The sequence below is a fragment of the Pedobacter westerhofensis genome (assembly GCF_900182595.1).
Classification (GTDB): Bacteria; Bacteroidota; Bacteroidia; order Sphingobacteriales; family Sphingobacteriaceae; genus Pedobacter; species Pedobacter westerhofensis.
Window position 1 is genome coordinate 266,084 of sequence record NZ_FXTN01000001.1, and the last position, 14,930, is coordinate 281,013.

Consider the following 14,930-nt stretch of genomic DNA (forward strand, 5'->3'; position numbering starts at 1 on the left):
ACAAACAAAAAAAATGTAATCAATATAATTACGCGAAGATGACGCTGATAAATCCTGTAAATTCAGCTTGAAAAAAGGATTTTGCTTAATTTTGTTGCCCAATTAGATCAATTCTGATTCTGTATAAAAATTATGTGTCGTTCAGCTTTTGTTTACTCTTTATTTATAAGTATAGCGTTTTCTCTTTCATATATCCCTGCTGCTTTAGCTCAGGACAACTGGACATTGTCTGCACAGCATGAGGGAATTAATGTGTATACCAGACCGGCTTCCAATCCTAAATTGAAGGCGATAAAAGTAGTGAGCAATATGCCGGCTACAAACTCTCAGCTCCTGGCTGCGATCATGGATATAGAAACCTGCAGCGAATGGGTATACCATAGCAGGAAAAACGTCATGATTAAGCAGATATCAGCTCTGGATCTTATCTACTATTCTGAATTGGATGTACCCTGGCCCTGTGAGAACAGGGATTTTGTAGTTCATATTCAGGTTTCGCAGAACCCACAGAGCAGGGTGATCACGGTGAATTCTCCCTGTATCCCGGGCTATGTACCGCAAAAGGACAAAATCGTAAGAATCCCTCATTCTGTTGGCAACTGGACCATCACACCAATAGGCAAAAATCAGGTGCGGGCAGAATATGTACTGGAAGTAGATCCGATGGGCACAATCCCTGCCTGGCTCATCAATCTGTTTGCCACAAAAGGGCCGCTGGAAACATTTAAAGAGTTAAAAACCCATGTACAGCAGGACAAATATAGAAACACGCACTACCCCCAAATCCTGGATTAGCTTTACAACTGGTTGGCATTTTGCCGGTATCAGCCCTGCATCAAAAGATCTACAGTAGCATTGGCATCTGTAATAATGGAGTCGGGATAATCGTTGATTTCCAGGATTTTGATTGCATTCCGCGTTTTTAAAGGGCCCTTTTTTATCGTATGATCAAAAATCAGTTCCTGTTCGGCAACGGCCTCAGTAAAGTGGTAAAGATCATATTCTGTTTGCAGAAGTTCATTCAGTTCTGTATCGTGTGTTGAAACGAATACCAGATTATTGTTTTTTGCAAGGTACGAAAGGATCGCCTTGCCTGCCGAAACCCTTTCAATGGTATTGGTACCTTTAAAAATCTCGTCGAGGATAAAAAAGCAGGGTGAGCCCTTGCCCGATTCCTGTATAAACTCTTTGATGATCCTCATCTCTTCAAAATAATAACTCTTCTCCTCCAGCAAACTGTCAGATATGGTGATCGATGAGAATATCTTTGAATAGGGCATCACAAATTTATCTGCCAGGCAGGTAAGCAGTGTCTGGCCCAAAATCATATTGATACCTACAGAACGTATAAAGGTGGTTTTGCCCGACATATTGGAGCCGGTCAGTAACAGGTTTTTTTGTTCCAGCTGAAGATCATTGGGCACACAGTTTTCAATCAGAGGATGTTTTACTCCTTCTACTTCCAAGCCGCTGGTACTGCTAAAAACTGGCTTGCAGTAAGTATCAAGTGAGGATCTGAATGCAGCAATGGATATAGCAGTGTCTACAGTACCAATAAATATAAACAGCTCCTTCAGTTTTTCTCTTTTTTCCCTCAACGAATCAATTATAGAATAAAAGGAGATAATCTCGATATTAAAAGCGATTTTTAACAGTTCAAAAACCAGGAAGCCTACCACCGCGGCATCGCCTTCGGCCATGTTGTCGAGTTTTACGCCGATCATTTTTCGCTTCAGTGGAGTAAGTTCTCTGATCAGTTCTGCCGTATCAGGAAAATTTGATCTGATCCTGTCATCAGCATCCAGTTTTTTCGCCGTGTCAAATGCTTTCAGAAATTCACCGAGCGACGACGTATGTACACTTACATTGTTTTTATTCCAGTAATGAATACCGGAATTAATAATGAATATCCCTCCAAATACCAGAAAGGCTGCCGGATAAAAGAAACCCGCAAAAAGACAGCCCAGGTTGAGCAGTGTTAGCAGGTAGATCAGGGGCATAAATTCCGGCCTGTCGATCTTCTTTGCATATACCAGGTCCTGGAAATAATAAGAATCGTTTTTCTCCAGTTTTTGCAGTGTTACCTGCGTATCCAGCCTGAGCCCCTCATCCCCTGCAATCAGTTCAGCAAATGAATCCTGGATGTGCAGCGCCTCCGGATTTTTGTCCAGGGTGCGCAGCCTCGCATACAAAAACTGCTGTCCTACGCGGGATACTGTCCGGTCTACCAGCTTAAACACGTCGTTCAGATAAAGATCAGCAGCTACCTTGTCAGAGATCAGCTGAAGTTTCTCGTGCGACTCCGAAATTGTATTCAGGAAATAATTCTCTACGGAATCCAGATCAATATACCTGCTGTTTTTGGGTTGGCCCCAATCCTGCCTGAGGCGTTCGCGGTTCGTTTTTTCGGAGAGCTTTTTGAAAAAATAAACAAGCACATAAATCAGCACTAAGGCAAGAACGATATAAAATACAATCAGCATGATAACAGGATAATATGAAAAGATGCGAAATTTAAAGAAAAAATAGCTAACGGCTATCAATAAAAAACGTGAATATCATCGGATATTCACGTTTTTTACCGCATTACGTGCACGCTTATATTCTGTCAAAGCTGTGCACATCAATTAACATTGCTTTACAGGAAAAGACCCCATACTGCTCGGATGTATCTTATTGACAGTTAAAGCTCCATTTTTCTAAAGACCTCCGCTTCAGCAGGGCAAAATATCCCAGGGATTTTGCCTTTGGACAAATTGTTGACGAAAAACTACTCTGAGAGGTGCGATCTGTATATTCTACTGCAACTACAGGCTTGTTAAGACTAATGTAAGACTTCAGATCATCCTGGAACTTATCTGCAAAAGCATCTTCTGTTAATACCCAGTCGAACTGCTTGCTGTAAGTATCTGCCAGTTCCGGCACATTCTTCTGCCCTATTCCAAGTCCGTTTTGATGAGCAAGCGCTATCAGATAGTCGCAATATCTTTTTGTATCATCAAGAGAAATATCAAATCCGCTATCGTTGTCGTAACTATCTATATTATCGGGTTCAACAGCATCAAAGCCTTTTGAAAGGATCATATTGATCCTGGACTTTAGCCAGGGCTGTAATTTTTCGGGCTTTCTGATATCCAGCCATTTTTCATGGGGCCATTCATCATATATCTTACCAATTACTTCAGCAGGCAATAAATTAGCATCCGGCCTGTCGTCTTCTATCGTTCCCACAGAAAGATAAGCGATCACTTTTTTGCCTTGTTTATGCAGTGCAGCAACCTGTGCTGCTGTAGTGGTAAATGCATCCACATCAACAACCTCGGCAGTAAATGTATCACTGGCTTTCAAATCATCCAGGCACCAGTCAAAAGTGACGCCCGCTTTGGGCTGCCACCAGCTCAGCAGAGGAGCATTTACCTGGTTTTCATCTGTTGGATCAGCAGAGACATTTTCATTTTCTTTCCTGCAACCCCATAACAGGGATGCCGCAAACAGCAGCAGAATTACATTTTTCATAGTGGTAGGATTTATATTCCAAAATTTGTTTTCTCAAATTTGTCGATAATATAAATCCAGTTACATCCCCTAATGTGGGGAGATATTACAATACTAACAGGCCAAAATCTCTCAATGTATAAACCGGCTGAGAATACCAGAACAGTTCAAAATATTCCATTGAATTTTCATAATCGGCTTTAAGATCCTGATAAGTATAAACTTGTGTGCCAGAAACCGACACTTTCTGTAAAATTGAAGAAAGCCACTCCCCCTCCTTTTTGCTGGTCTGGATCGTAAAGCTTTCCTTCTTGTCATGAAAGGTGAGGATCAGCATCTCCAGGGAATTTCCTTTTTTATATTTGACAAAGCTTTCTGCTTCGGGCTTCCCTCCAAGCCAAACTACCTTGGCAGTGGGTTTAGTATCAAACTTCCCCTCTTCCCTTAAAGCCTTGTCAATAAAATCCGGAGGGATGGTCACTTTCGGGATCTTAAAGTCAAACCAGTCCTGCAGTTTATAATCCAGGCAAATGCCATGCATAAAGTTGAAAAGCGACTTTTTGAGGCCAAAACTAAATTTACCATGGTCTATTCCGGTCTGATCGATGTAGTTGATATCATTGTTGGCAAACGTTCCGATAGCTTCTGTTTCCTTTACTACCCCAAATCTTTCCGGGTACAGGCCTACCGGGCTGTGTGCAGTCATTGCAAACTGATGCCAGAATCCCGATTGCAGCACACCCGCATCAAACAATTGCCTCACCATCTCAAGGCTGTCTATGGTTTCCTGGATGGTTTGTGTAGGGTAACCATACATCAGGTAAGCATGAACCAGCACTCCTGCTTCTGTAAAATTGCGCGTAACCTGAGCTACCTGTTCAACCGATACGCCTTTGTCAATGAGTTTTAACAATCTGTCGGACGCTACCTCCAGTCCACCGGATACGGCAATGCAGCCCGAGGCCTTTAATAAAATACATAAATCCCTGGTAAAGCTTTTTTCAAAGCGGATATTGGTCCACCAGCTTACAGAAAGCTTTCTGCGTAGGATTTCCAGTGCCACCTCGCGCATCAGTGCCGGTGGCGCGGCCTCGTCCACAAAATGAAAGCCGCTCTGACCAGTTTTTTCGGTCAGTTCTTCAATCCGGTCTACAATCAGTTTAGCGGCAACAGGTTCATATATCTTAATATAATCCAAAGAGATATCGCAAAACGTACATTTTCCCCAGTAACAACCATGTGCCATGGTTAGTTTGTTCCAGCGGCCATCACTCCACATCCGGTGCATAGGGTTTACGATCTCGATGACAGATATATACTGGTCCAGCTGCAGGTCGCTGTAATCAGGTGTACCGACATCAGCCTGTTTATAATCGCTGCGCAAAGCATCATTTTTATAAACTACCTCCCCATTCTCCAGCAAAAAAGTTCTTTTGTACAAATTCAGTGGCAGATTGCCCATGATCGCGCTGCAGATCAGTTCAACAGGCAGCTCTCCGTCATCCAGTGAGATAAAATCAAAAAATTCAAATACCCGTTTATCAGAAACAGAGCGCAGTTCTGTATTGGCAAAACCGCCTCCCATAGATATTTTAATGTCGGGATAATTGCGTTTCACATATTGTGCACAGCGGAAAGCTGCGTATAAATTCCCTGGAAAGGGAACAGAAATCAGGAACAGCTTAGGTTTTATCGAAGCAAGTTTTTCTTCCAAAATCTGAATCAGGATTTTATCCATGTAGGTATACTCCTGATTGAGGGTTTCATACAGCTCATCAAAGGAGTTTGCGCTCCTGCCCAGCCTTTCGGCATAACGGCTGAAACCAAAATTCCGATCCACACATTCGATGATAAAATCCGAAATATCCTCAAGGTACAGCGTAGCCAGATGTTTGCCTTTATCCTGTGTTCCCATGGTACCAAATGCCCAGTCGAGCTCTTCCAGCTGCGCAAATCGGGATGCTTCGGGCAGAAAATCTTCCTGACAGATCTGTAAAGCAAGGGTTGGGTTTTTACCCTGCAAAAATGAAATAACAGCGCCGATCGTTTTAATATACTCATCTTTCAGCGACAGGATACGCTTTGCATTCGCAGTTTTTGGCTGATGATGGAAGTCCTCTGCATACATAAAAAGCTGTTCCAGGCCCTTACGGGAAAACAAAGCCAGAATCACTTCGATACCCAGATCGGCCTGTGTTGATGATATATTTTTAGTGTTCAAAAAACCTTTAATATATGCAGTTGCAGGATACGGGGTATTCAGCTGAGTGAAGGGCGGTGTGACAAGGAAAAGATCTGTTTTCAAATTGCAATAGTATTTCGCTGCAAAAATATCCATAATTATTTTAGTATCCGGTCATATCAAACGATAAAGATTTCAGAAGAATGGTACACCTCAGTGTGTGAAAGTTGCCCTCCGGGATATATAATGTATTTTTAAGTTGTATAACTGCAAAATAAGTTATAGGTTAGCCGAATGGAAGAGTTAACAAAATCAGAGGAGCGTATCATGCAGATTATCTGGAAATTAGAAACCTGTTTTGTGAAAGATATCATTGAGGAAATGCCTGATGAGCCCAAGCCTCCCTACAATACCATCTCATCCATCGTAAGGATCCTCGCAAAGAAAGGTTACCTGGCCTACAAAGCGTATGGAAAGACCTATGAGTATTTTCCGGCGATCAGCAAGGAAGACTATACCAAAACTACATTTTCGAAAATTCTAAGCGGCTACTTTGATAATTCAGCCATCAGCCTGCTGTCTTTTATGGTAAAAGAACAAAAACTGAGTGATAAAGACATTGACGAATTGAATATCTTAATCAATAAAAAATGGGGCAAATAGATTTTTTGATTTATCTGGCCGGGGTGAGCCTCAGTTCATTCGCATTTTTCATTTTATACGTCCTGATTTTAAAGCACCTTACCTTTTTTAAGATCAACAGAATATACCTGCTCTCGGCCCTGCTGTTCAGCTTCGCAATTCCATGCATCAAAATTGACACAGATCACAGGGTCATTGATGTGCACAATGATCCTGAAATTTATCATCAGATAGAACATCTCAGCACCCTGTCCTCACAACCGTTCATTGGCAATGACCAGACATCCCTTAGCCTGGCCGGCATTATCATATATATCTACATTTTCATTACCGCAGCTCTCTTTTGTAAAGGCGTTCATGGTCTGTTTCAAATCGTAAAACACACCAAAAAGAAGGCAGTAGAAGTGAGAGGGCTAAAAGTTATTTATAAACACAGCGGATTTGTGAACTGCTCATTCTTTAATTACGTGTTTATTAACCCGGCAAGCTTCAACGTGGAGGAAATAAAAATGCTGCTGCAGCATGAGCATGTCCACGCAAAACAGTGGCACTCCGCAGATAAGATCTTCCTGCTGTTCTGTAAAACAATATTATGGTTTAACCCCCTGATTTACTGGTATGATACCGCGCTGGAACAGGCGCACGAATTCGAGGCAGATGCGATCACTTCAAAAACAGAAGATCCTGAAAGCTATGCCAGGCTGTTGATCAGAATGGGCAGCGATAAAAAATCCCATATATTGACCCATCATTTTGGGAAACATCCTGTTAAAGCACGCATTTTGATGCTCTTCGCAGCCAGGTCAAAAGCTGTGTCAGCTACGGTCTATCTGTTGGCAATTCCTGTTTTTATTGGCCTGATCTTAGTTTTTTCGGTAAAACTTGCGGCTGCCTACCCATCTTCGGGCCCTGTATTTACGCTGATCCTTGATGCCGGACATGGCGGCAGCGATGAAGGTGCCGCTGCAGGAGATATTACCGAGAAAGAGCTGAGCCTCGGGTTAGTTAAACAAATTCAGTCCCTTGCGGAGGCCAAAGGCATCAGCGTCATCAGTACCAGAAATGATGATTCAAACCTAAGCCTCAAAAACCGCGGGCTTGCCAGAGGAGATATCATGCTCTCGGTACATTATAATACTTCAGATAACCGGAATAAAAGTGGAATTGAAATCCTGTCCGGTATTTCAGCGAATTCATCAAGGCGCTCTGTCATCAAAAACCTGAGCCTTGCGCTTTATCAGCAGCTGAGCCTGCTTGATGGTATAGCTACAGAGAACCTTTCCAGGGAAGTTACAGGCAGCTACCTGCTTGACAAAAGTGTTAGTCCGGCTATTATGCTGGAACTCGGGTACCTGAGCAATACAAATGATCGGCAATTCATCACCAGTCCTGCACACCAGAATGAACTGTCAGAAGCTATTGTAAACTCGGTTTTAGCTTACAGGGAGGCACAAATACAGCACAAATAATGATGTGCCCGAAATCAATGCTTCTATTTATTTTGATTTCCCCGCTGGCGGCAGATGGCCAGATCAGTATTCCCGCCACTGTTCAGGACACGCTGAATAAATCTCTTTCAGGCCGCACAGCCCGGGAGTTAAAAGAAATCCGGATTACTTCAAAAAAACAGCTTATAGAAAAACAGATCGACAGAACTGTTTTTACTATTGAAAATACCATTGCAGGAACCGGCAGTGATGCCCTGGAAGTGCTCGGAAAGATTCCGGGGCTTAGGGCCGATGATCACTCGGTATCCCTCGCAGGTAAAGGAAGCCTCAGCGTGATGATCAACGACCGGCTGATCAATTTATCAGCAGAGGATCTTTCAAATTATCTCAAATCGATATCTTCAGATAACATTTCAAAAGTAGAAGTAATCACTAGCCCACCGGCAAAGTATGACGCCCAGGGCAATAACGGGCTGATCAATATCATCTTAAAAAAACAGAAGGACGAAGGTTTACAGGGCAGCATTACCGGAAGTTACAGTAAAGCCAGCTATTTCGCAGTTACAGGCAGCGGCGATATCAGCTACAGGAACAGAAAGTTCAGTGTTTCTTCGGGTTTTAGTATCCGAGACGGCTCTGTATACCCACAGGAAAGCAGCAGTATTTTCTATCCTAAACAAACCTGGGATATACTCAACAGGTTCCGCAATTTCAGGAAGATCACAAGCGGCCAGCTGGCGATCGATTACCAGCTTTCAAAAAAACTTTTAATAGGGGCGCTGTACAATGGCAGCCATACGGATTTTCATTCAGATGAAGAAGTCCGCTCCCGTATCTATAATCCCGCAGGAAATCAGGATTCATTGCTCCTATCGCAGGCAAATGCAAAAATCAGTTCCGGCTTTAGCTCTGCAGGTCTTTTTTTTAAACAAAAGATAGACACCAGCGGTACGCAGCTGCTGATCAATGCGGATTGGTTTGGCAATAGAAACGACAGCCAGCGGCAGTTTGACAATCATACCTATATCAATGGGAATCAACTGCGCGAAGGCTCATTTGCCCAGTATTTATCTTCAAGTGCACAGCTCGTAGATGTGTATACGCTAAAAGCTGATATGGATATCCCCTTCCAGTTTTATCAATTATCTTTTGGCAGCAAGCTCAGTTTCATCCGCAATGCGAGCGATATTGCATTCTACCAAAAATTCAATGATCAGTATATGATTGATCAGGCACAGTCCAACATCTTTAATTACACTGAAAACACGCAGGCACTCTATCTTAACCTGAACAGGAAATATAATAAATGGAGTTTGCAAACCGGTTTGCGCGGAGAGTACACACAGACAAGAGGTATCTCCATCATAAGCAGTCAGACAACTGTCAACCGCTATCTGCGGCTGTTCCCCACGGCATTCCTGCATTATCGCCCGGATCTTTTTCATACGTTATCCTTCAGTTATAGCAAAAGGATCAACCGTCCGCCCTACAGGTATTTAAATCCTTTCAGATGGTACAGTAATCAGTACGTTTATGCCGAAGGCAACCCCTTTTTGAAGCCATCGTACAATAATAATTTTGAGTTATCACATTTGTATAGAAACTTAATTACAACTACCTTGTCGTATAGTCATACGAATAATGGATACAGTAATGTTAATTTTACAGATACACTTTCAAACCAGCAGGTATCAAAACCGGTTAATTTTATGACAGGTAACAACTATCAGCTCAGTAATTCATTATCAGTTACCCAAATCAGCTGGCTCCAGAGCAACAATGAAATTGATATCAGCTACAACAGATCTGCATCCACTATCCGGGGAACCGCTCCAGGATTGGCCCGGTTGAGTTATTATCTCTCTACAAGCAATCAGTTTTACTTTGTAAAGGATAAAACATTTTCAGGCGAACTCACTTTTTGGTACCAGTTTAAAAATATTGATGCATTACAAGTCAGGGAGGCGCAGTATAACTTAAATGCCGGGGCAAAAATGCTGGTGTTAAAAAAGCATGTGATGCTGACGGCTAGCATAACCGATTTGCTTAAATCCAATATCTACCGGTATAGCACAGTCGTGAACGGCATTGAGCAAAGGTATGACAATTATTACGATACCAGGCAATTGAGGCTAAGCCTGAGATACACTTTTGGAAATGAAAAGCTGAGGCAACAAAACCGGCAGCCGGGAAATACAGACGAAACGAAAAGAAATTAATTACACTAAGAACAGCTTATGATCAACCCCACATTCAAGCAACCTTATTTATTCATTATCCTGCTCACCTGCTTTTTCTCCAGGGGATTTTCGCAAAGTAAACCCGCCATCACAATCAAGGGGATCATTAAAAATTCGAATAATGAAGCCATTGACGGTGCAACTGTATTTTTAAAAGATGGCACCAGCGGTCAGGTTCTTAATCAGAGATTAAGCGGCGGGGACGGAACTTTTTCTTTTACTGCCGCTGCTGGAACTTACGTTCTTTCTATCAGTTATTTAGGCACACTGGCGTACCAGAGCGACCTGCTCAAATCTGGCAGTGCAGATCTGGGAACAATCAAAATCGTGACTGCAGCCCGCAGTTTAAAGGAGGTGGTGATACAAAGCTCGGCCACCAGGCCACTGATTAAAATCGAAGGGCGCAAAATGATTTATGATGTTGCGAAAAGTATAACTGCCCAGGGCAGCACAGCATTGGAAGCCTTAAAGAAAACACCCGGGGTGATCGTTAACCAGGATAACACCGTCACCTTAAACGGAGCCAGCGGTGCTTTGATCATGATCAACGGCAGGCAAACCTATTTACAGGCCGAAGAGCTGGCAACGTTACTAAAGTCCCTGCCCGCTTCTGATTTAAAATCGATTGAAATCATCAAAAACCCATCTGCAGAATATGATGCCGCAGGAACCGGCGGGATCATTAACCTGGTGCTGCAAAAAGCATTGGCCGAAGGTTTTAACGGCAGTATTAATAACGGCATTACCTATGGTAAAACCATTAAGCAGAACACCAATCTGAACCTCAATTACCGCCAGGGAAAAGTAAACCTTTTTGGAACATACAACCACAGGTATGGACATTACGCTATGGATTACGACAATGACCGGACAACAAACGGCAAGGTGTATTTAAATGCAAATCATGATATCGACAAACAGCACAATACGGGATCAACCCTGGGAGCAGATTATGCAATAGATACCACAAAAACGATTGGAATTGTGATGAATGGTAATGTATCAAGCGGCGGCGGCGTGATTACACCTTTTACGAGTATCTTTGATCAGTCGTCCGGACAGCTTTTACAGACGCTGAGAAGTGAAAGCACCTATCCCGAACAGATCGCTAAGCGTTATAACGCCAACCTCAATTACAGGTACAAAGGCAGCAATCAGACTACGCTGGATATTGACGCGGACTATGGGATTTTTGATGCTTCTACAGATAACCTGAGCACCAATACGTACTACTCGCCTGCCGGGCAATTCCTGTCGTCCAACAACTTCCTCGTATCCAATAGCAGGAATATTAAGCTTTATGCCCTTAAAGCAGATTATGGTTTTCCACTTGGAAAAGGAAAAATGACAACTGGTGCAAAGTACTCTGATGTAAACGCGAAAAATGTTTTTAACCAGTATGATGTTAACGGAGACACTAAAATTCTTGATATCGACCTTTCAAATACCTTCAGCTATCAGGAACAGATCAGCGCGGGGTATATAAAATATGAAAGTCCCCTGGGGGAAAAACTGAGCATGGATGTTGGGATCAGGATGGAAAATACCCACTCGAACGGTGATTTGCAGCCGCGGGAAGGCAGCAGCCAGCAGGCTACATCGGTAGTGAGGAATTATCTGAACTTCTTCCCCACTACGGCAATCACCTATAAAACCAGTGAATCCGGCACTTACAACTTGAGCTTTGCCCGCCGCATCGACAGGCCTGCGTATAACAACCTGAACCCCTTTTCATATCCCGCTGACGAACTTTCCTACTGGAAAGGAAATCCGTTTTTACAGCCGCAGTACGCCAATACGCTGGCACTGCAGTACAGCTACAAAAGTACCACCATCGCCACCAGTTATACCCATACCACTGACCTGAGCCGCCCGATAACGGAAGTAGCAGAAGGAGACCTGATCTATTCTGTTCCCAGGAACATCGGGACCCAGAATAACCTTAACCTGACGGTAACGCAACAGCTGAGGGCTGCGAAATGGTGGAATATAAGCCTTACAGGCATAGGTTACCGGCTGGAGAACAATGTGGGAACGGCGGACTTTGGATATTACAACCGAAGCCGTTTTGCAGGTACGATCAATGTTCAGCAAACATTTAATTTACCGGGGAAGATCACGGCTGAAGCCGCAGGAGTGGTTAATTCCAAAAACATCAGCGGGATCAATACCTATGTAAAAGGTAATTCGCAAGTCGATCTCGGGCTCCAAAAGAACTTAATCAAAGATAAAGCTACATTAAGGCTCGCTGTTACAGATCTGTTCAGAGAAAACAGGATCAACACAGATACACAGCTGAATAATCTGCTGCAGCACACTACATACAGGGGCGAGACACGGCAGGTAAGGATAAATTTCACTTACCGCTTTGGTAACAATAAGATCAGGAGCAAGGACAGCCGTGAGACCGGCCTGCAAAATGAATCTGAGCGATTATAATCATCGGGAGCTGCAGGCTTTAAGCAAGCCGCAGCTCCCGAAGAACTGTTTGCGCTATAATAAATTTATTTGATATCGTCCAGCATGACCGCTTTTTCAGTGCTGTTATCTATCACTACCACATGTTTATAATTCTCCGCTGAGGCAGCATTGATCTTACTGACCAGTCCTGTAGACTGTCCCATGTATTTCCCCATGGCATCTGTGGTAAAACTGTTGATGATGTAGTCAGCAGCTATACGAAACAGGCAGCTTTTATAAAATGCTTATAGATTATCATTTTGTTTTTATTTTAAATAACAGTTGAGATCTCGTGTTTATAAATGACGTAAACTATCGCAAATAGCCCAATTCGGCAATTAGGGGGCTGAGCCTGACAATCTGAAGGATGAACCAACGGGGCGTGATGATTATAAAGCCGATTTAGTGTCCCAATGATTGTTAGCAGGATTGATATCCAGATCAAAAGCACCTCCGAGATCAATGCGGGCAATTGATTTTGACTGTTTTAAGAAGATAATAACTTCTTTATTTCCCTTTTTCCAGCAGCTCACATTTTTAGATACAGTTGCACTGCTTCCGTCAGCATAATATACTGACAGATGAATCGGAACGGCCAGTGTTCCGGGGCTCGAAATCGTAATCACATAACCTGCACCGCTATGTACCACTTTTGATATTGCCAGATCAGGAACATTTTTTTCAAAATACCAGTTTTTCCAGAACCACTGCAGACCGGCCCCGGTACTGCTTTCCATACTATTAAAGAAATCATAAGGCGTAGGATGTTTGCCTGCCCAGGTCCGGATATAATGTTGTACAGCTTTTACAAATAGCTCGTGCCCCAGCAACTCTCTTAAGTAAAGATTTGCCAGGGCGGGTTTCAAATCCTTATCAGCGTAACGGGCTTTACCATAAAGCTGGGGAGTTGGAGTAATTAATGGCATATCCTCGGCGGTACCTGCGCTATTATTTGCGTCACTTATACTATATTCCAGCGGTACTGCAGGATCAATCATTGGAGAAAGATAAAATTCTGAAAATGTAGCCCATCCTTCGTCCATAAAGGAATACTTCGTTTCGTTTGTGCCCACATAAAAGGGGAATATACTATGGAACACTTCATGCGTGGTGAGTTCCAGCAGTTCGTTCTGATCTTTAAAAGGCAGGTTATTGACCATCATGGGATATTCCATTGCATCAAGCCCATCAAAGATTGTCTGATGCGGATAAGGAAAAGGAATTTTTGGAAAGTGGTTACTGATCAGTGCAACAGTTTTTGCAGCATAACCAGCCACTTTATAATAAGAAGAATGGGAAGGATTAAATACCGCATCAATTCTGCTGCGTCTTCTGGTTAGGGTATCTGTCAACACGCTGCCCGCCTGCCATACATAATGATCACTGAGGCCGAAGGCAAAATCTGTAACGTTGAGGGCCTCAAATTTCCAGGTATTGAATTTGTTTTTTTGATTGACATTCCCATTTTTGTGATCAGCGGGTGTGATGATATCTATAATTCCGTCTCCTTTTTCAGCCTGGCTGATCCTGTCCCTGATAACCGGCTGGAATACACTTTCAGGGTTTTTAAGGTCGCCTGTGGCCCACACCTGGTAATTTCCCGGAACAGTAAGGGATACCTGAAAGTTACCGTAGTCGTTGTAAAATTCTTCCTTGCCCATATACGGATATTCATTCCATCCATCGATATCATCGTACACGGTAATCCTTGGAAAAAAATAGGCGATAAAAAAGCTACCGGAATCTACCTGCCCGGTTCTAACAAAAGAACCCTTGTTGATCCGATAGCCATAGTCAATATCAACCTTCACCTGCTTTCCGGGCAACACTGTTACTCCCGGAAGATACATGTTGGTGCCCCGGATTTTACGCCTGGTTCCATCATACTGCTTCCCGTCAATCATAATTGTGCGGACAGCCACTCCTTCTCCCAGATCATCCGGGGATACGGGCATATTACGCATCGCATCACTTTTATAGAAATTAGGATATAACTTAAATACCAGTGACTTTAGTGTATCAGGACTGTTATTGGTATATAAAATATGGACTTTGCCTTGCAGGTTCCCCGTAGAAGGATCAAAATCCACCGCAATGGCATAATCAGCACAATTTTGCCAGTAATTTATACCTGGTGTACCGGTTTTATTGCGCGTATGGTTTTGATTGGCTTTTGCAACAGTACGTATTACCGGAATTTCCTGGCCATATAATATGGGCAATGTTAAGTTTACAAATACCAAAAAAGAAAATGTGAATTTCAGGTTATGAATTTTTTTCATACACAAATAGAGAAATATCTTTCGGTTTTTTTTCTCATTTTAGACTAAGGGTATATTTCCATCCTTCAACGGTACACTCATACTATAACCGTTAATATCGCATACGGCTCCTGCCGCCGGAGGATCATAAACCGTCATTCGTCGAAAAATTGTTGGAAATCTTCGTTATTCTTCATCTTTG

The 14,930-nt window shown here is 42.8% G+C and carries 10 protein-coding genes; 5 read left to right on the plus strand and 5 right to left on the minus strand.

Going from position 1 to position 14,930, the window contains the following annotated elements:
• The first annotated feature begins 132 nt into the window (after positions 1-132).
• Positions 133-795, plus strand: coding sequence for an START domain-containing protein (locus tag FN831_RS01155; protein WP_142526363.1), 663 nt, complete (start codon positions 133-135; stop codon positions 793-795).
• A gap of 29 nt (positions 796-824) precedes the next feature.
• Here the strand turns inward: FN831_RS01155 and FN831_RS01160 are convergent, their stop codons facing one another.
• From FN831_RS01160 to FN831_RS01170, 3 genes are all read right to left on the minus strand, one after another.
• Positions 825-2,483 (minus strand): MutS-related protein, encoded by a 1,659-nt coding sequence (locus tag FN831_RS01160; RefSeq protein ID WP_142526364.1) that lies wholly within the window; start codon positions 2,481-2,483, stop codon positions 825-827.
• 190 nt (positions 2,484-2,673) lie between these two features.
• A complete protein-coding gene (locus FN831_RS01165; RefSeq protein ID WP_142526365.1) occupies positions 2,674-3,516 on the minus strand; it encodes an endo alpha-1,4 polygalactosaminidase in 843 nt (280 codons plus the stop codon).
• 85 nt (positions 3,517-3,601) lie between these two features.
• Positions 3,602-5,800, minus strand: coding sequence for a B12-binding domain-containing radical SAM protein (locus FN831_RS01170; protein ID WP_142526366.1), 2,199 nt, complete (start codon positions 5,798-5,800; stop codon positions 3,602-3,604).
• Between the two features lie 171 nt (positions 5,801-5,971).
• On the opposite strand from FN831_RS01170, the gene FN831_RS01175 reads away from it, so the two are divergent.
• Genes FN831_RS01175 through FN831_RS01190 form a run of 4 tightly spaced genes read left to right on the plus strand, consistent with a single transcriptional unit; the run spans position 5,972 to position 12,446 of the window.
• Positions 5,972-6,340: a BlaI/MecI/CopY family transcriptional regulator gene (locus FN831_RS01175; protein WP_142526367.1), complete on the plus strand. Its 369-nt coding sequence runs from the start codon at positions 5,972-5,974 to the stop codon at positions 6,338-6,340.
• On the plus strand, positions 6,328-7,788 hold the full coding sequence (locus tag FN831_RS01180) for an N-acetylmuramoyl-L-alanine amidase (RefSeq protein WP_142526368.1): 1,461 nt from the start codon (positions 6,328-6,330) through the stop codon (positions 7,786-7,788). Before FN831_RS01175 ends, FN831_RS01180 begins: the two co-directional genes overlap by 13 nt.
• Before the next feature lie 17 nt (positions 7,789-7,805).
• A complete protein-coding gene (locus FN831_RS01185) occupies positions 7,806-9,986 on the plus strand; it encodes an outer membrane beta-barrel family protein (RefSeq protein ID WP_185960345.1) in 2,181 nt (726 codons plus the stop codon).
• A gap of 18 nt (positions 9,987-10,004) precedes the next feature.
• Positions 10,005-12,446: an outer membrane beta-barrel protein gene (locus tag FN831_RS01190; protein ID WP_142526370.1), complete on the plus strand. Its 2,442-nt coding sequence runs from the start codon at positions 10,005-10,007 to the stop codon at positions 12,444-12,446.
• 65 nt (positions 12,447-12,511) lie between these two features.
• Here the strand turns inward: FN831_RS01190 and FN831_RS28245 are convergent, their stop codons facing one another.
• Together FN831_RS28245 and FN831_RS01195 are read right to left on the minus strand one after the other, a co-directional pair.
• Positions 12,512-12,643, minus strand: a complete 132-nt coding sequence (locus FN831_RS28245) for a hypothetical protein (RefSeq protein WP_262711866.1) — start codon at positions 12,641-12,643, stop codon at positions 12,512-12,514.
• Positions 12,644-12,856: 213 nt separating this feature from the next.
• A complete protein-coding gene (locus FN831_RS01195) occupies positions 12,857-14,749 on the minus strand; it encodes a M1 family metallopeptidase (RefSeq protein WP_142526371.1) in 1,893 nt (630 codons plus the stop codon).
• Positions 14,750-14,930: the final 181 nt, after the last annotated feature.